This is a genomic window from Streptomyces sp. NPDC057445 (genome assembly GCF_042802855.1).
Classification (GTDB): domain Bacteria; phylum Actinomycetota; class Actinomycetes; order Streptomycetales; family Streptomycetaceae; genus Streptomyces.
The window spans coordinates 79222-97793 of sequence record NZ_JBHVDH010000024.1; the positions used below are offsets into that span (position 1 = coordinate 79222).

The 18572-nt window shown below is 66.1% G+C and carries 10 protein-coding genes and 1 pseudogene; 4 read left to right on the forward strand and 7 right to left on the reverse strand.

The genetic code is table 11. The features are described from left to right. Positions 1–121: 121 nt before the first annotated feature. Positions 122–898: an endonuclease/exonuclease/phosphatase family protein gene (locus ACFU5O_RS32235; protein WP_384245815.1), complete on the forward strand. Its 777-nt coding sequence runs from the start codon at positions 122–124 to the stop codon at positions 896–898. A gap of 97 nt (positions 899–995) precedes the next feature. Here ACFU5O_RS32235 and ACFU5O_RS32240 read toward each other — a convergent pair whose 3' ends face one another. From ACFU5O_RS32240 to ACFU5O_RS32250, 3 genes and pseudogenes are all read right to left on the reverse strand, one after another. Then, positions 996–1331: a hypothetical protein gene (locus ACFU5O_RS32240; RefSeq protein WP_384245844.1), complete on the reverse strand. Its 336-nt coding sequence runs from the start codon at positions 1329–1331 to the stop codon at positions 996–998. Further along, positions 1235–2002: a VOC family protein gene (locus ACFU5O_RS32245; RefSeq protein ID WP_384245816.1), complete on the reverse strand. Its 768-nt coding sequence runs from the start codon at positions 2000–2002 to the stop codon at positions 1235–1237. The genes ACFU5O_RS32240 and ACFU5O_RS32245 overlap by 97 nt, the downstream gene beginning before the upstream one ends. A gap of 49 nt (positions 2003–2051) precedes the next feature. Continuing rightward, positions 2052–3025: pseudogene (locus ACFU5O_RS32250) on the reverse strand (methylmalonyl-CoA mutase family protein). 441 nt (positions 3026–3466) lie between these two features. Here ACFU5O_RS32250 and ACFU5O_RS32255 point away from each other — a divergent pair. After that, positions 3467–5098 (forward strand): ISAzo13 family transposase, encoded by a 1632-nt coding sequence (locus tag ACFU5O_RS32255; RefSeq protein WP_384245817.1) that lies wholly within the window; start codon positions 3467–3469, stop codon positions 5096–5098. A 14-nt stretch (positions 5099–5112) separates the two neighbouring features. Here ACFU5O_RS32255 and ACFU5O_RS32260 read toward each other — a convergent pair whose 3' ends face one another. The 4 genes from ACFU5O_RS32260 to ACFU5O_RS32275 all read right to left on the reverse strand — a co-directional run bounded on the left by ACFU5O_RS32260 (position 5113) and on the right by ACFU5O_RS32275 (position 12519). Next, a complete protein-coding gene (locus ACFU5O_RS32260) occupies positions 5113–5520 on the reverse strand; it encodes a hypothetical protein (protein ID WP_384245819.1) in 408 nt (135 codons plus the stop codon). 191 nt (positions 5521–5711) lie between these two features. Continuing rightward, the gene (locus tag ACFU5O_RS32265; protein ID WP_384245820.1) at positions 5712–6017 is read right to left on the reverse strand and encodes a hypothetical protein; all 306 of its coding nucleotides are present in this window, start codon (positions 6015–6017) and stop codon (positions 5712–5714) included. 235 nt (positions 6018–6252) lie between these two features. After that, a complete protein-coding gene (locus tag ACFU5O_RS32270) occupies positions 6253–6672 on the reverse strand; it encodes a hypothetical protein (RefSeq protein WP_384245821.1) in 420 nt (139 codons plus the stop codon). A 15-nt stretch (positions 6673–6687) separates the two neighbouring features. Beyond that, a complete protein-coding gene (locus ACFU5O_RS32275; protein ID WP_384245822.1) occupies positions 6688–12519 on the reverse strand; it encodes an RHS repeat domain-containing protein in 5832 nt (1943 codons plus the stop codon). 701 nt (positions 12520–13220) lie between these two features. Between ACFU5O_RS32275 and ACFU5O_RS32280 the strand changes: the two genes are divergently transcribed. Both ACFU5O_RS32280 and ACFU5O_RS32285 read left to right on the forward strand, forming a co-directional pair. Beyond that, a complete protein-coding gene (locus ACFU5O_RS32280; protein WP_384245824.1) occupies positions 13221–17609 on the forward strand; it encodes an FG-GAP-like repeat-containing protein in 4389 nt (1462 codons plus the stop codon). Positions 17610–17859: 250 nt separating this feature from the next. Further along, positions 17860–18510 (forward strand): pentapeptide repeat-containing protein, encoded by a 651-nt coding sequence (locus ACFU5O_RS32285; protein WP_384245825.1) that lies wholly within the window; start codon positions 17860–17862, stop codon positions 18508–18510. Positions 18511–18572 lie beyond the last annotated feature (62 nt).

Sequence of the window (18572 nt, forward strand, 5' to 3'; positions counted from 1 at the left end):
AAACCGGTCGCGACGAAATGGTGCCGGGGTCGCGGTCGCGGGTGGCGGCGTGTATATGGTTGGCGCTCGAGTCTTTTCGCATAGACCTGCCCCTTCCTTGCCTGTCGTGTCGGAGGTATGTATGTGGCCTAAGCGTCTGAAGCTCGCGACCTGGAACATGGGGGGCGGGATCCTCGGCGAATCTCATCAGCGAAACGGAACTCCATCGCTCGACTACTATGCCGCAATCCTGAAGGAGCACCTGCCCGACGTAGTTTGTCTCCAAGAGGCCCATGATTATCATGGGCGCGAGGAAGGGCAAGTTGAATATCTGGCGAAGTGTCTTGACTATCCCTACTCCGCATCGTTCCCCACAAGTGAATCACATCTGATCGACAATGCTTCGCTTGCGCTTGGGATCCTGTCTCGGTTCCCTATCCGGGATGCGACCTACGGGAAGTTCCCCAATCCGCGGCTGGAAACCGTCAGCCCGCACGGCGAGTCCTGGAAGCTTCACGACAAGGGTTACGTGGTCGGATCGGTGGATCTGGGCGACCGGACACTCGGTCTCCTCAATGCGCACTGTTTTCCCTTGCAGTACTTCGGAGTCAGCCCGACCGATCCGATGTTCGAGCGGATGCGGGGCATGCTCACGGATGCTCTGGTGGCCATCGGTGACGCCGGTATGTCCTTCGCTGGAATCGACGCGAACCATGACCGGATAGGGGAGCTGCTGGGGGAAGCCTTGCGTCCCGGCAGATATGCGAGCGCATTCGAAGGAACTCCCACAACACCCGAGGGTGTTCAGAAGGACCATATTCTCTACGGGCATGCGCTGCGGCTGCTCACCACGACGGCAGCGGCGACCGAGTCGGACCACTTCTTTTGCCAGGTGAGCGTGCTGGCCGACGGGGGTTGATGACGGAGGGGCCGGTGTGCCCGGCGTCGTGCATGTGGAGTGCGTGGCGATTCCGGAGCCGGTCGGCAAGGGTCGTTGGCTTGGTATGCTCGGTCCCTCAGCGGTCGGCCGTGGGTGAAGGGGCCTGGCGGAAGGCGACGGTGGTGCCGAGAGCGGCCTGGGTCGGGACGAAGACGTCGCCGTGTGGGCCTTCGCGCAGCGGGAGTCCGTTGCCGCGCAGCAGGTCGCGGGTGTGGGAGAGGTCGCGTACGGCGACGGTGCAGTCGGCGAACGCCGGGAGGGTGACCGGATGTTCACCCGGCAGGAGGGAGGCGAGGCCGGAGGCCGGGACGAGCATCAGCGCGGCGTCGTCCAGGTCGAAGACCCTGGCCGGTCCGTCCTGCTGTGCCGTCCGCCCCAAGTAGGTCTCGTAGCGCCGCTGGACGGCGTCCACCTCATGGTTGGCGCCGCAGAGCACGGCCTCGACGAGGTCGACGGCGCCGTTGGGGTGGTCCAGCAGCGCGGTGCCGCGGTCGTGCGGGTCCAGGTCGGTGACGACACCGACCCGGCCCTCCGCGACCGAGCCCGGCCGGGCGCCGGGACCGTCGCCGCCGATCTCCAGGTAGCGGACCGCGGCCTGATCGGCCGGGGCGTCCGACGGCGCGAGGCGCCGGACCCTGTGCCCCCCGCCGTGGCGACGCCGGCCTCGGACAGCCGAGCGGCGGCGGCGTCGATGCCGGGCGAGGAGAACATGAGGATGTGCAGTCCCTCGAAGCGCTCCAGGTACTCCGCCACGTTCGCGCTCGTCTCCCGGATGCGCTCCACCAGCCCGGGCAGCGCTTCGGGCGGCGCCTCCAACGGCACGAGACGCGCGTCGGCCGGCAGACGACCGGTGGGGCCGCCCTCCGTCCGGGCCACGAGCTCCAGGAAGGAGCGCGGGAAATCGGCATGGGTGTTGCCGGTGCCGAACGGTTCGGGCGCGCCGCCCGGAAGCCGAGCCGCTCGTACCGGGTGATCGCCTGCGCCATGTCCGCGACGACATGGCCGACATGGTGGAGGCGGACGATGTAGTAGCCCATGGACGCCACCGTAGGGAGGCGTCCGACCAGGGGGCAAATCCATCATGGAAGTGCAATGAGGTCATCATGGGTGATCGTTGCGGAGGGGGTGTCCGTCACAGGACCGTCGGCCGGTAGACCTCCCAGACATCGCGCAGTACGTCACAGACCTTCTCGACGGTGCAGACCACGCGCAGGGCCACCTTCATGGGAGGCAGCACGTTGTCCTCGCCCTCGGCGGCCTTGCGCAGATCGATCAACGCCGCGTCCACGTACTCGCCGACCCGCCAGGCACGCAGCTTGGCCAGACGCTCCGCCTGCTGGGCCTCGATCGCCGGGTCGACGCGCAGCGGCTCGTAGGGTTCCTCCTCGTCGAGCTGGAAGCGGTTGACGCCGACCACGACCCGTTCACCGGAGTCGGTCTCCCGGGCGATGCGATAGGCGTTGCGCTCGATCTCCTCCTTCTGCAGGCCGCGTTCGATCGCGACCACCGCCCCTCCCGCCTCCTCCACCTTGGCCATTAGCTCCAGCACAGCGCTCTCATGTCATCGGTCATCCTCTCGGCGTAGGAGCCGGCGAAGGGGGCGACGGTCGCCGTCACGTCCGTCTCGTGGGCGAGGACCTGCTGGGTGCGCAGCGCCAGGCGGGCGGACTTGTCGGTGGGCAGGGCGATGGCCTCGAAGGAGTTGGTGTGCAGCGACTGGGTGCCGCCCAGCACCGCCGCGAGGCCATGCACGGCGACGCGCACCAGGTTCAGCTCCGGTTGCTGCGCGGTCAGTTGCATGCCCGCGGTCTGCGTGTGGAAGCGCAGCATCAGCGACTTGGGGTTCGTCGCCCCGAACTCCTCCTTCATCACGCGCGCCCAGATCCGGCGTGCGGCACGGAACTTGGCGACCTCCTCCAGGATCGTCGTCCGGGCGACGAAGAAGAACGACAGACGGGGCGCGAAGTCGTCGACGTCCCTCGGGGAGCGACGGATTGTCGTCATCGTCGTAGCGCGGACTGGCGATGATGTAGCTGTCCGGACCGGTGCGGTACAGGCTGGGGCAGCTATTGCCACCGGGCCGTACGCACAGCCGACCGCAGCCATTGCCTCGACCGCCTGGGCGTGGCCAAGAGTTGAGTCGTAGTCGGCGATGGCGTTGTCGTCCCAGTTGAAGACTGGCCGTAGATCGTCGGTGACCAGAAGCTTCCCGGACGGCACGTCGATGGTGATCTTGGTGGTAATGCCGTCCGGATAGGGGCAAGGTTCGATTCCTGACGGCAGGTCTCGCCCCGTAGAGGGGTCTACCGGGGCAACTTCGCGGTGCGCTCAGGGTGGGCTGCGGTGATGTGCCAACAAAAGAGGAACGCAGTAATAGCGGTACAGACAACGGCCTGGGCAACCTCGGGTCGCACAGGCCGTTGTCTCGCCCCGAAACTGGCCACCAGTGTCAGCCGTTCCGCGGCATGGAGTATCGCCCTCTTGTCTTCCTAAGGGCTTGCAGAGAATCAAGGTGTTGCTTCCCGTTCCGGGGCTCGTTGGTGTGGTATGCGCATTTCGGACGAGGTTCGTAAGCAACTCTCTGTGAAGTTCGCGGTGTTGTTCCCGCACCTGGACGAGCGGCAGTGTCGGCTGTTGATGGCTGCCGAGGCCCGGGTGCTGGGGCACGGCGGCGTTCGGGCCGTCGCACGGGCGGCCGCGGCGAGCGAGACGACGGTCCGCAAGGGCGTGTTCGAGCTGGAGGCCGGCGAGGAGCTCTTGGGCCGGGTGCGGCGTCCGGGCGGAGGCCGCAAACGGGTCGCGGATCTGGATCCGGGGCTGCGGCCGGCTCTGATGGCGCTGGTGGAGCCGGATGTGCGGGGTGATCCGATGTCGCCGCTGCGGTGGACGGTGAAGTCGACCCGTACTCTCGCGCGGGAGCTGGCCCGGGCCGGGCACCGGGTCAGTGCCGACACCGTCGCAGATCTTCTGCGGGAGGAGGGCTTCAGCTTGCAGGCCAACGCCAAGACGCTCGAGGGCAGCCAGCATGTGGACCGGGACTCGCAGTTCCGTCACCTCAACGAGCAAGCCCGCGAGCACCGGGACGCCGGCCAGCCGGTCATCAGTGTGGACACCAAGAAGAAGAAGGAGCTCGTCGGCGAGTTCAAGAACGACGGCCGCCAGTGGCGCCCGGTCGGTGATCCGGTGCCGGTGAACATGCACGACTTCGCCGACCCGACGCTGGGGAAGGCGATCCCGTACGGGGTCTACGACCTGGCGGCGAACACCGGCTGGGTCAACGTCGGCACCGATCACGACACCGCCGCGTTCGCGGTGGAATCAATCCGCCGCTGGTGGCACGGCCAGGGCCAGGCCGCCTACCCCCAGGCGAAACGGCTGCTGATCACCGCCGACGCGGGCGGCTCCAACGGCTACCGCACCCGGGCCTGGAAACTCGAACTCGCCCGGCTCGCCGCTGAAACGGGACTGACGATCACCGTCTGCCATCTGCCGCCGGGCACATCGAAGTGGAACAAAATCGAGCACCGCCTCTTCTCCCACATCACCATGAACTGGCGAGGCCGCCCGCTGACCAGCCACGAAGTCATCATCCAGTCCATCGCCGCAACCACCACCAGCACCGGACTGCGCGTCCACGCCGAACTCGACACCAGCACCTACCCGACCGGAGTACAGATCAGTGACGCGGAGATGGCGGCTCTGCCACTGACCCGCCATGGCTTCCACGGCGACTGGAACTACGTCCTGCACCCCCGGTCCAAACCCGCCACCCCGGTCGCCCGGACCCCACAAGCACCGGCGCCGGAGTGGGACCAGGCCCTGTTGAGCGACCCCACGCTGACCGGCATGTCCCCGCAGCAACTGAACGACCTCACCCAGACTCTGACCCCGAACGGGGACGACCGGCGCGGCCGCCCGCCCCGGCTCTCCTTCCCCGATCAGGTCCTGGCCACCGTGCTCCACCTGCACCTCGCCCTGGCCGCAGAACCCCTCGCCGTACTCTTCGGCAGCAGCCGCACCGCCATGCACCGCACCCTCCTGAAGATCAGGAAACTGCTCGAAGCACACAGCATCGTCATCCCACCAGCGACCACCCCACCCGCCGCCCTCGCACCCCTCCAGGCTCGGATCCTCGCCCAGAGCAGCGAACCCGAGAGCAAGATCAAGACAACGTGTTAATGATCTGCAAGCCCTTAGGGCCGTCCCACCCAGTTCTCGGGGATGAGGGGCGCTGGCACCAGCCAGGCGAAGGCAATCTGTGTCATGACCTGGAAGGCCAGCGGTTCGGCAGTGCTGGCGGCCAGGAGTGGCCAGGTGAAGACCACCATCAACGTGCCCAACACTATTCGGAACCGGGTGACATCCATGTGGTTATGCGCCAGCCCCGTGCAGATCGCGAGGAGCAGCGTCGGAATGCCGACCACGAGAAGCATGCCGAAAGCCAGCCGCATGATCTGGGCAAAGGAATCTTCCCATGGGACTACAGCTGTGATGATCACCCATGCTGTGGCGTGGATGAGGACATACGTCACGACGCATCGTCCGATCCGCCCCGCGACCCGGCGCAGCCCAGGACGGGCCGTCTGATCGATTTCCGGCATTAGCAACCCTTCACGCATCGTCCGTCCGTCCAGGTCTTGTTGATCTTAGGGTTGCCCAGCTTGGGCTGACCTTCGATGACCGACCTGGTATGCCGAGGAAGGTCAACGTCCGAACCAGGTCGCAGGGCTCGACAGAGCTAACGGTGCCCCGGCGGATCTTGCTGCCGGGGCACCGTTTGTTCATCAGCTTGCTATGGCTGTGCCTTCCAGTTCTCCGGAATGAGTGGTGCTGGCGTGAGCCAGACGAACGCAAGCTGGGCCACTACTTGGAAAATCAGCGGTTCGGGTGTGCTGGCCGTAATGAGTGGCCAGGAGAATACCGCCATGGGCACCGCGAGCGTGACCCGGAACCGAGTCACATCCATCCGCCTATGCGCCAGTCCCGCGATGACCCCGAAGAGCAGCGTCGGAACGCCGGTCACGACCAACACTTCGAGAGCGACCTGCACCTCGGCGGCCAGAGGATCCCCTCCTGGGGCGACGAGATTCATGGCCACCCACGCCGCTCCGTAGAGGAGCAAATACGTAAGGACGCACCGCCCGATCCGTGCCAGCACACGGCGCGCCCCAGGACGCGCTGACTGGCCGATCTCGAGCATCAGCAGCCTCTCACGCATCGGTGTCCATCCAAGTCTTGTTGATCTCCGAACTATCCCAGAATGGGAACGATCGGCAGAGAGCGCTGGCGCCCCGGCGGGAAAGCCCGCCGGGGCACCAGCGCTCATCGCCCGGCTACGCCTGCACCTTCCACTTCTCCGGCAGGAGAGGCGCCGGCATCAGGAAACAGACGAACGCGAGCTGGACCATGACCTGGAGCAGTGGCGCCGCGGCGGTGCTGGACGCCAGCACAGGCCAGGCGAACACCAGCATCGGCGCCACCAGCGCCCCCCGGAACCGGCGCGGTTCCATCTTCCGGTGAGCCAACCCCGCGCAGATCGCGAGGCAGAGTGTCGGAGTTCCTATGAATCCCAAGAGGATCAGGCTTGTCGCCATGACCTTCGCGAAGGATTCGCCTTCCCAGGGGAACAACAGGGCGATGATCAGCCACGCGGTGACGTAGAGCAGCAGGTACGTCAGCACGCAGCGCCCGATTCGCCCCCAGACCCGGCGAGCCCCACGAGAGGCCGCCTGTTGTGCGTCCTGCATCAGCATCCCTTCACGCATCGGCTATCGGATCCAGGTCTTGTTGATCTTCCCTGGCCAGACGGGTAGGGAATCCAGACCGCTGGTGCTGGCCATGCTGTCTGTGGCGATGATTCGTGGTGACTGGTTGGGGCGGTACTGGACCACTTCCATGTCAGGATACGGGTCTCCCGACCGGCTCACCGTGACGGAGGTCTTCGTAGCTTTGATCTTGATCGTGTTGTCTGCCGCGAAGTACCTGAAGAGGCTGTTCACGCAGTGCACGCCGATGTCCAGTTGCTCGGCAGAGCTGTCATGGCCGAAGCCTTCTGGATTCACGACGTTGTTGGCACCGTTGGTGTCCGACGGATACGCGCCCACTTTGAGTGGATTGGCGGGGAGCATTTTACTCGGGACATCCACCGTTCTAGGTGTGGACAGGTGTCTGCCGTCGTTCACCACGGTTTTTGAGGGGGGTGTGTGAGAGGCGGCGACGGTGAACGTGCATTCGCCGGACTCGGTGTTCCAGAAGAGGGACATCCGGTAGGGCGCGTGCGGATCCTTCGAGACTTCGCGAGCGTCGCCCAGCAGCAGGCCCATCATGGCCGTCTTTGTATGGATGTAGAGCGTGAGGCGGATGATGCCCCGGTTCGGGCCCTTTCCGACGTTGAATTTCACGCGCTGGGATCCGGTCGGCTGAGTGCCCCAACCTGCGCTGACGGCTTCGTTGACGAGGTCCTCGATCGGGTCGTCCGATGGCGGCTGCGGGTCCTTGGGCTCGTCCGAGACGTGCGGCCTCCCGCCCGCTCCGCACTCGTACTGCCCTGTGTAGCACTCCTCCATCGCCCGGCCTGTGGGGTCGGTGTTGGTGATGGGATTGTTGTTGCCGTAGGTGTAGCCGTGTGTCGCCTGCGGATCGGTCAGGTCGATCTCGGGGTCGACGCTGATGAAACGGCCGGTGGCCGGGTCGTACTCACGCGCGCCGAGGTGGATCGTCAAGGTGGTCTCGTCCTCGGCACCCCCGAGGAATCCCTTGTCGCCTGTCCAGCCCGTGGCCTGTGCTCCACGTCGGGTGCCGAACGGCGAGGTCTTGCGGCGCGTCACGGTCTGGGCTGCGTCGGCGGATACCTGGGTGGTGCCGGTGTTGTGGTGGTCGGTGAAGGTGAAGGTGAGCTTCCCGCCGGTGCGGATAGCCAGTGCGCGGCCGTCGGCGGCGTAGTAGCGGGTGCCCTTGACGGTGCCGCTCGTGCTCAGGTGCAGTTCGGTGCCGTAGGAGAGGTAGAGCGTTGTGCCGGTGGCGTCGCGCTCGATGATGCGCTGGCCATCGGTGTCGTAGACGTAGCTCGCCTTTTGGGTCGTTCCCTCCTTGACGGACGTGAGGTGGCCTTCGTCGTCCCAGTTGAGGGTCTGGGTGGCTGCGGCGCCGATCTTGCGGGTCTCGGTGTTGCCCGACGGGTCGTAGGTGAAGACTTCGTCGCGCGGGGCCGTACCCGTCTGTGTGACCTTGAGCAGGTCGTGCTTGCCCGCGGTCGGAGCGGCGTAGGTCCGGTCCGTGTCGGCGGACGGACCCGAGGCGGTCTTGTGCTGGGTTTCGGTCTTGCGGTTGCCGACGGCGTCGTAGGTGTACGAGGTCCAGTACGCGTCCTGACCGCCGACGATGGTGTCGGAGGGCGCCGATGAGCACTCCGGGTTCTTGTCGGTCCACGCCTCGGTGATCCGGCGCAGAGCGTCCAGGTCGAAGCACTGGGTGTCGGTGGTGCGGGCCGCGTCCTGTCCGTAGGAGGTGGAGATGGATGTGACGTTGCCTGCGGGGTCGTACTTGTAGTGCGCGTCTTCGATGCGCTGCGGCGCGGTGTCCCGGTCCAGGTAGGTGTCGGTCAGCGCGCCGGTGTGGTCGTCGAACACGTTCGCTGTCGTGACGATCTGGCCGAACGCACCGTACTGGCGGACGGTGTTACGGCCGTAGTGGTCGTATGTGCTCTCGGAGATCAGCGGGTCAGTGCCGGCGCCGACCGTGTTGAGCAGTCCTGCCACAGGGCTGTAGGTGTTGGTGACCTTCTCCGACGGCAGGCCGCCGACGGCGGGGTGCTGGGTCCACATCACCTGGCCTGTGTTGAGGTTGTACGAGGTCGTCCACTTGTAGGTGCCGGCCAGCGCTCCCTCGGAGGCCGGGATGGTGGTCTGGGTGACGACGGGCTGGTAGATGCTGTTGTACGTGGTCACTGCCGACTCGTAGGCGTTGCCGCCCACGTAGCGGATGGACTTGGACACCTGCCCCTTGGCCACCGTGTCGTATTCCCATGACGCGAGCGTGGTCGTGCCCTTCTTCAGGGCGGTGCGCCGGCCCAGTTCGTCGAAGTCGGTGTGCAGGCTCACGCCACGCGCATCCAGCACGTCCGTGATCCGGTCTCCGTTGTCGAAGGTGCTCTTGGTGATGCCCTTGTCCGGGTCGCCGGCCTCGATCAGACGGCCGCGCACGTCGTACTTGTACGTCCACTTGGCGCCGGAGGGATCGGTGACCTCTTCCAGCCTGCCGTGCTTGTCGTAGCTGCGCTTGGTCGACTGGGGGGTCGTCCGTGCCGCGTCCGCGTACTGCTTCAGCTCGACCGTACGCCCCTGTGCGTCGACCATGGTGGTGGAGGCGATGCCGCCGGTGGGCGGGATCACCGTGGTGGCGTCACCGCTGTAGCTGGTGGTGGTGCGCTTGGTCTCGTCGCCGAAGCGGCGAGAGATCTCCGCGGTCACGCGGCCCGCGCCGTCGTACTCGGTGTCGGCCGAAGACGGGTACTCCAGCTCCTTGCCCGTCACCAGTACGGGCTCGGCCGCTCCGGTTGCGAAGAAGGTGCCCGACTTGCGCCATGCCCGGCCGTGTGTGTCGTAGAAGGTCTCGGTGACCAGACGGCCGGCACGGTCTGGGCTCTGCTTCTGGGTCTGCCGCTCACGCAGCATTCCGTCATAGATGCCGTAGGACACGTCGTAGGCGGAGTCGTGGGCGAGGGACTTCGTGGTGATGACGACTGGTCCGTTGTTGCGCACGAGGTAGTCGAACATCATGCTCGGCGAGTCGGGGTAGGTCGCGGCCGAACGGGTCGGCTTCCAGACCTTGGTCAGTCGGCCGACGGCGTCGTAGGCGGTGGTGGTGATCTTGCCGTTCGCGTCGGTGACCGAGGTGGTCTGCCCACGCAGCGGCTCCATGACGGTGGTCACCGTGTGCCCCTTGGGGTTGGTCACCACCGTCTGTGTGGGCACCTCGCCGGTCGCCGGGGTATACGCGGTGGCGGTCACCTTGCCGTACGCATCGGCCAGGGTGAGTGCACGGCCGTAGATGTCGAAGTTCGCGGCCGGGGTCGACGAGACTGTGGAATAGCCGCTGCCGGATCCGTTGATCCGCTCCTGCTTGGTCACCAGGCCCCGGGTGGGCGCGGCGCCCAGGGCTCCACCGTCGAAGTACGTACGAACGTCGTCGATGACGTCACCCGGGCGCGACACGGGACTGAGGCAAGGGACCGCAACAGTCTCGACACGGCTGACCTTGTCGAGAATCGCGCTGCCCGAGCCGCGGGCGTAACTGGTGGTGACACACCTCTCGTCGCCGCTCTTGCCGGTGTCACCGGTGTCCGACAGCCAGTCGACCATGCCGTAGGCGTCGAAATGCCGGGTGATCTCGGTGGTGCGGGTGCCGCCGGTGACGGTGGTGCGGGTCGACTCCTTCTCGGTGCCGGTCTTGTACGACACAAGGTCGGGCAGACCGGGACGGGTGCGGGTGTTGCCCATGGCCGAGCGCCACGGGGTGTACGAGGTCGCCGAGACGAGCTTGTCCGTGTCGTCGCCGTTGTACTTGATGTTCTCCCGGACCATCCCCGCGAACTGGAGACGGTCGGTGACAGATACGCCCGCGCTGTCCTTGACGGCGGCGCCATCGATGCCGCGGAAGAACCGCTTCTCCTCGAGCGTCCTCGGGTCGCCGGCCGCGCCGGTGCGGGTCTGAACCCGCTCGTAGCCGCGGGCGACCGAGTGGACCCGGTTCTCCGGCTTGGTGAACTCGTCCGTGTTCTTGGCCCATGCCGCGCCGCCCACGTAGGCGTAGCTGCTCACCGTGTCCGGGGACTCGACGAGGTTGTCACCCTCGACGACTTGGGTGACGACGTACTTGTTGAACCAGTCCTGCTTGGCCGTCTCGCCCTCGAAGGCCCACTTCACCGGGTAGCAGCGCGTGGTGTTGGTCTCGTCGGCCGGCGGGAGAGTGGTCGCGGTGCAGTCGGGCTGGGAGTACGTGACTCCGATGGTGCCGCCGGTCTCGGTGGTGATCTGGTAGAGGCGCAGGCGCACGAACGGGGCCAGACCGTCGCCGAGCGCGTCCACGCGGTTCGCCCTCTGCTCACCCGCAAAGGTGACGGCTGGGAGAGTAACCGTGCCGCCTGCCTTGCCTGTGCGCTGGATCGACTTGAGCCACATGGGGGTGGAGATGCCGTCCCCGGATGCGGGGAAGTCCTGGGCCAGGGCCCAGGTGTCGACGTCCTTGTACGCGCCGCCGGTCAGCACTTTGGTGGTGATCGACTTCAGGCGCATGCGGGACCAGAAGGTCGGCGAGAACTGGTCCTTGCACTCGGTCGCGCCGTCCTTGCAGTACTGGTCGAAGGGGACGTCGGGCCAGTTCCTGGCGTTGGTCTCGTCGAAGGTGCCGCAGTTGGTCAGGCAGCGCTCGTCCACGCCGAAGTGGACCTGCCCCATGGCCTTGCCGGTGTAGACGGCATCCTTGCGCAGGCCGTAGTCGATGCGCATGAGGTAGCCGCCCCGGATGTACGGGGTGACCGTGCCTTTGCCGGTCGTCTGGGAGACGTTGCGGCCGTAGTTGTTCGACTCGGTCTTCCAGTAGTACGCCATCGCGTTGCCGTGCGGGTCGACGACGTAGTCGAGCTGCCAGCGCCAGGCCTGCTGGCACCAGCCGGACGCGAACGAAGCGTTGTAGCAGGGCTCGCCGGACTGGTTGCCAAACACCGGCGCCGTCCACGCGGAGTTGGTCACCGCGTCGTCGGGCCCAGTGCCGTTGTCCTTCCAGCCCGGCAGCCGGTTCAGACCGAAGAAGTACTGGGTTCCGTCGGTCGTGGTGACCTTCCAGTGCTCACCTTCGCCGTCGACACCCGCGGTGCCCTTGTCGCCGTTGGTGGCACCGGTCAGCTTCTCGATCTTCTCGCCCGAGTCGCTCTCAGCGGCCCAGCCCTTGCCCGACTCGTAGACGAGTTCGGTGCTCTTGCCGCCGAGCGTGAGGGTGGCGTTGTCGTTGTACCAGCACAGGTCGCCGACCTTGGTGGTGTTCGTGCCCCCCGTCTTGTCGTCGTTGCACGGCTTGTAGCGGCGCTCGATGAAGCCCGGCTCCCAGTCCCAGCCGTCGCCGATCCAGGACGGCTGGTTGTTGGACGCAGCTGTACGACCGTCCACCGACTGAGAGTTGTAACCAAGCGCGATCTTCGGCTCAAGGCCGCCGGGGACCGTCGGCACACCGAGCGGGTGCGACCAGGTGAAGGCGCCCGTGGCACCTCCTGCCGTCCAGGACCCGGAGGGCTGAAGAGACGTCGCCTTGTAGTCGCCTGTCTGTCCGCTAGCTGCGGCGGTCGCCGCCAGCACCGTGGCTGTCGGCGCAGCCTTCATCTGCGCCGAAAGCTTCCCGCTCCGCACGTCGTTCTTCGTCGCAACGGGCTTCTGTATGCGGCACTTCGCGTCGCCTGGTGTGGTCAGCGCACATGCGGGCAACTGCACCAGGCGCAGCCGGGATGCCCAGTCGCCACCGTACGCGCCGCGGAACGAGCTGTAGTCCACCACGACCTTTGCCGGGGTCGCTTCCTTGACGCTGTCGGCCCGACCGAGAGTCAGCAGCACGCCCTCGACGCCCGCCTTGCGGGCGGTTTCACGGGCGGCGACGGAAACCTTAACTCTGGCCGCTGTCTGGCTCTTGGTAACCTTGGAGGGTGCGGCCTTCTTCGCCGCAGACGTTGCTGCCGTTACCGAGACCGGCAGTGACCCTACTCTCCCGCCGGGGCTGAGCGACACTTCCGCCGAGCCTGCGCCGGGCCAACTGACTTTCGGGGCCCTCTTCTTCCAGGAGTTCGCGGCGGCGGCGTCAGGCCGCTTCTTGCCTCCGATTGCTACTTTTTCAACTGCAACGGCCTTCGGCTGCTTCAGCTTCGGACGGTCCAGCGGTTCGTTGGCTGCGACCGCCACAGCGGGCAGTGCTCCGGCAAGTATTGCCGAAGCCACAAGCACGGTGAGTCCGCGCTTTCTAAAGCGTCTCACACCCCACCCCTCATTAGATCGTGAACAGGTTCGGCGCAGGTTAACAGGCACCTTTGTGGGACCTCTTGAGGGTTTACTCGGCCATAAGCGGCTGAAAGAAAATCAAACGTGATCTTGATGAAAAATGCGGACCTAGCAACCTAGATCACTACAAACGCGCAGGTGAGGGGGTAGGCAGCGGTGGAGTCGGCGGATAGAGTCCCGTCAAAAAGTCGGACGTTGAGAGGGTTTGTGTGCTACAGATAAGATCCCGCTGGGGCAATTGGAAAAAGCGGGGGTTCACTCCCGTGATTTCCGTAGCGCTGGTAAGTGCGACCACCGCCTCAGGACTCATTGCCTTCCCTCCCATCGCGACCGCCGCAGTCTCCGCCACGTCCGCGACGGACCCCGTCGCAGACGGTTCGAAGAGCGAAGAGGATTACGCGCTCGAGCAGGCCGCGGCCACCGGCCAGCCCTACGAACTCACCTACGCCCGCACGGAATCGACAGACACCTGGGCGCTACCGAACGGCACCTGGTCGGTCAAGCGGCACGGAACTCCGGTGCGCCTGCTGCGGGACGGGGCCTGGGTGCCTACCGACGCCGATTTGGTCTTCGCCACCGGCGGCAGCGTCACCCCCAAGGCATCCACAGTGGACGTGACCTTCTCGGGCGGCGGAACCGGCCCACTGCTGACGGGCGTCAAGGACGGCCGCACGCTCTCCCTCACATGGCCCAAGCCACTGCCCACGCCGACGCTCGAAGAGAACGTGGCCACCTACGCCGAGGTTCTCCCCGGCGTTGATCTCCAGCTCAAGGCCGAGATCGAGGGCTTCTCGCAGCTGCTCGTGGTCAAGACGGCAGCAGCCGCCGACAACCCAGAACTGGCCACACTGAAGTACAAACTGGGCACTGTCGGCCTGGCCGTCTCCACCGACCCGGACACCGGCAGCCTCAGCGCCACGAACCCGGCGGGGCAGACAGTCTTCACCAGCCCGTCGCCGCTCATGTGGGACTCCACGACCATCTCCTCCAGCACCGCGCCCGCGGCCCGCTCGGCCACCACCGGGACGGCGGAGGACGAGGCGCCGGCCGAAGTCTTCGATCCGCCACCGGGCGCGCAGGACGCGCAGATGCCCACCACAGTCACCGGCGACACGCTGGAGATCAAGCCGGACCAGGACCTGCTGACCGGCGAGAACACCACCTACCCGGTGTTCATCGACCCGTCGTTCGCCTTCGGCGAGAAGCAGAACTGGACCCGGGTCTACAAGGCTTACCCGAACACCTCCTTCTGGAACACCAAGGACCCGGTCCGGGTCGGCTACGAGGCCGAAACGGGCGGCTCGAACCGGATCTCCCGTTCGTTCGTGCAGCTCGACACCACGGATGTGAAGGGCGCTCAGGTCAAGAGCTCGGTCTTCCGGATCCGCAACACCTGGTCCTGGTCCTGCCAGAGCCGTCCAGTCGAGCTCTGGCACACCACCGGCATCTCCAAGAAGACCACGTGGAACAACCAGCCGTCGAAGAAGACGAAGCTGGACACGGTCGACGACGCCAAGGGCTGGAACCCGAAGATCGAAGGCTGCGCCGCCGGGAACCTCGAGTTCGACACCACCGCCAAGATCCGCGACGCCGCCAACAACGGCTGGTCGAGCATCACGCTCGGCCTCTACGCCTCGAACGAGACGGACACCTTCGGCTGGAAGAAGTTCGACGCCAAGACCTCGGTCCTGGAGACGGTCTACAACAACCCGCCCAAGGCACCGAAGAACCCGGGCACCAGCCCGCGTACGGACTGCAAGGCGGGCGGCCTGATCGGCAACGCCCGGGTCAGCCTCTACGCCGAGTTCGACGACAAGGACGCCGGCAACCTCACCGCCGAGTTCGAACTGTTCAAGTCGGGCGACACATCTCCCTCGGCAAAACAGAGCGTGCCCGCCATCAAGGGCAAAGTCAGCACCTGGGCGGTCCCCGACGCGAGCCTGCCGTCCGGCAACTGGACCTGGCGGGCCCGAACGAAGGACCAGGACAACGCAACCTCCGGCTGGTCGACCACCTGCAAGTTCACGATCGACCGTACCCGGCCGAGTAAGCCCCCACTGATCACCTCCGCGGACAACAAGTTCCCACCCGGCGACAACGGCTGGCCCGCGGTCACGGGCAAGGCCCGCTCCACCGGCACCTTCACCTTCACACCCAACGGTGTAACCGACGTGGCCAACTACGTCTCGTGGACCGACTATGAACCGGAGCCCACCGAGACGGTTCCCGGCGTCCCCGTCTCTGTGCGTCCGCCCGGCTACGGCCCGCATTTCGTCTACGCCTACAGCGTCGACAAGGCAGGCAACCGCTCCGACACCGCCACCTACGTGTACTACGCCGGCCGCTCCGTGATGCGTGACGGCCCGACCGACCTCAACGGCGACACCCTCAGCGACATCTGGAACATCGACTCCAACGGCACCCTGCTCACCTACGCCGGACAGGACGACGGCCACTTCGCCGCGGCCACCAACGGCGGAGGGTCCTTCACCGGCGCCGACGTCGAATCGCGCGGCGACTGGGGCCAGGACGGCTACAACGACCTCGTCGCCTTGCAGTACGACGACATCCAGAAGCAGAAGCGCCTGTGGACCTACAAGAACAACGGCAGCGGCGTCATCACGGACAATCGCACGGAGCTGACGGTCTCCTGCCCGACGAATAACCCTGACCTCGGCTGCATAGGCGATGACCCGGCGTGGACTGGTGACGACCACTGGCACAATGCCGAGCAGATCATCGCCCCCGGCGACATCAACGGCGACACCTCGCCCGATCTGCTGGTCAAACAGGGCAAGTTTCTGTGGGCGTACTACGGCAACCGCGCCGGTAGCGACCTGGATCTCGCCGGCACCCGCCAGCCCGTCCTCGTCGGCGGCAACGACTGGGACAAGTTCACCGTGATCGCCCCGGGCGACCTCAACGGGGACACGATCGCCGACCTGTGGCTGCGCAACGACACAACCGGCGACATCTGGCGCTCCTACGGCAAGAAGGGCAGCAACGGATACCTCGACCCCACCACCTGGGGCAACACCTCGGCCCGCGTGAAGATCGGCTCCGGCTACCAGGCCGCCACCTATCCGGCCATCGGCTCGGTCGGCGACGTGACCGGCGACAACCTCGCAGACCTGTGGGCACGCAAAACCGACAACACGATGATCGGCTGGCCGGGGAAGGTGCCGGGTACGGACAACAAGTCCTTCGGCACATCCTTCGTCATCGACGGCGTCGTCGGCGGCGCTCGCATCCCCTCAGGCACCACCCTGACCAGCGGCCAGTCACACACGTCCCGCTCGGCCAAGTTGACCATGCAGAACGACGGCAACCTCGTCATCACGTCCAAGGCCAACAAGTCGCTGTGGTCCAGCAAAACCGCCGGCAATGCCGGTGCCACTGCCCGTGTCGAAACGAACGGCAACCTGTCCGTCTACAGCGTCGACGGCAGCACGAAACTCTGGAGCACCAACCTCACCCAGGCCAACACGCCCGACCTCCTCGGGGAGGGCTACGCACTGCTCCAGGACAGCGGTGATCTGGTGGTCTACAACGTCAAGGGCCAGTCCCTCTGGTCCAGCGGCACCACAATCCGTCACGACTTCAACGGTGACGGACGCAGCGATTTCGGTACCTGGTACGACCACACCGACGGAAGCGACGCCGCCTGGTCGTTCCTGACCAACTCCGACGGCACCTTCAACACCCCCATCAAGTCACCCATGGCCGCCAGCGGAAACTGGGACGTCACCCGGTCCAAATTCGCCACCGGCGACTTCAACGGTGACGGCCTGGGTGACCTGGCCGCCCTATACAGCTACGACAACAACGGGGCCAGCCTGTGGACCGCGCTCGGCAAGAGCGGCGGCGGCTTCAACCCCCCGACCAGATCGTGGTACCGAGCTGCGAACAGCTTCGGCCTCGCCTCATCCACCATCGAGGCCGGTGACTTCAACGGCGACGGCCGCGACGACATCGCCCTCTGGTACCGGTACGCAGACGGCAGCGACAAACTGCGGACCTTCACCTCCACAGTCACCGGCGGCTTCAACGAGCCGTTCATCTCCTGGGAATCCACCGGCGGAGCCTGGGAACGCAACCAGAGCAGGCTCGTCACCGGCGACTTCAACGGCGATGGCCGCGAAGACCTCGGCGCGCTGTACGGCTACTCCGACAGCACAGCCAAGATCTGGGTCTTCGCCACCAACCCGGCCGGCGGCTTCACAGCGCCGACCATTTGGTGGGAGAGCACCTCCTTCGACTGGATCCGCTCCCAGGCACACGCCGGAGACTTCAACGGTGACGGCCGTGACGACATCGCCATGTGGTACGTCTACCCCGACAACACCGACAAGGTGCACATCACGACCGCGGTCTCCACACCCACGGACGCCTTCGGCTCCTCTCGCGAGGCGCTGACGGTGACAGGCGGCTGGGACCTCGAGAAGAGCCGACTCCTCGTAGGCGACTACAACGGCGACGGCCTCGACGACCTCGCAGCCATGTACAACTACCCGGCAGACAACAGCGTCAAGATGTGGACCTGGACCATGAAGCCCGACGGCACCTTCAACCCCGCCGTCTCCAGCTGGTCAGCCACAGCCAACGACTGGTCCTTCACCCGCACCCGATTCCTCAGCAGCTACAACAGCTGACCCCAGACAAGGCAGCCCCGCCCCCGGCCATCACTACAGCGGCCGGGGACGGGGCTGTTCCGTCGCGGCGCTCTCGCACCCGTGAGGATGTGGCCGATCTGGATGAGCCTGTCAGTTTCCGGGGGTCCGCGCCGGCCACCAGTACGTCGTCAACTGCCCGCTGCGCGACGCCACCCGCCTGCACACCGAACGCTTTACCACCGCCGTCTCCCAGCTCGGCGAGGAATCCGCCGCGGTACGCCTGGGCGGCGTGCACGCCCTGGCCGGCCTCGCCGACGACGCCCCCACCCGCGACCTGCGCCAGACCTGCATCGACGTCCTTTGCGCCTACCTCCGCCTGCCCTACACCGCCGAGGCCGACCTCCCGCAGAGCGGCGCGGACGCCCGCCACGCATACCTGGCCTTGCGGGAGGTCCGGCACACGGTCATCCGCCTCATCCGCGACCACCTCCGCCTCGAACCCGAGCACTCCCACTCCTGGCAGGGCCACGACCTGGACTTCACCGGCGTCGTCTTCGACGGAGGAGATCTTTCTGGCGTGGTGTTCTCCGGCGGCGCGGTGAGCTTCATGAACGCGGAGTTCTCCGGCGGCACGCTGGGCTTCAGCTCGGTGAGCTTCATGAACGCGAGGTTCTCCGGCGGCACGGTGAACTTCATGGGCGCGACGTTCTCCGGCGGTAGGGCGAACTTCTACGGCGCGGTGTTCGACGGCGGCACGGTCGACTTCAGCCACGCGAGGTTCGACGGCGGCACGGTCGACTTCAGCCACGCGGTGTTCGACGGCGGCATGGTCGACTTCAGCCACGCGCTAGGTGACGCTCCAGCGGGCCTGGTGCCTTCGAACGGACCTCTGCCGGCCTGGCTGAGCCTGCCTCCGGATTGGTACCCGATAACGCCCTGACGAGCACCCGCCCTGTCACCGAACAGGAATAACGTCGATTCGATGCCGCTATTTCCGCCCAG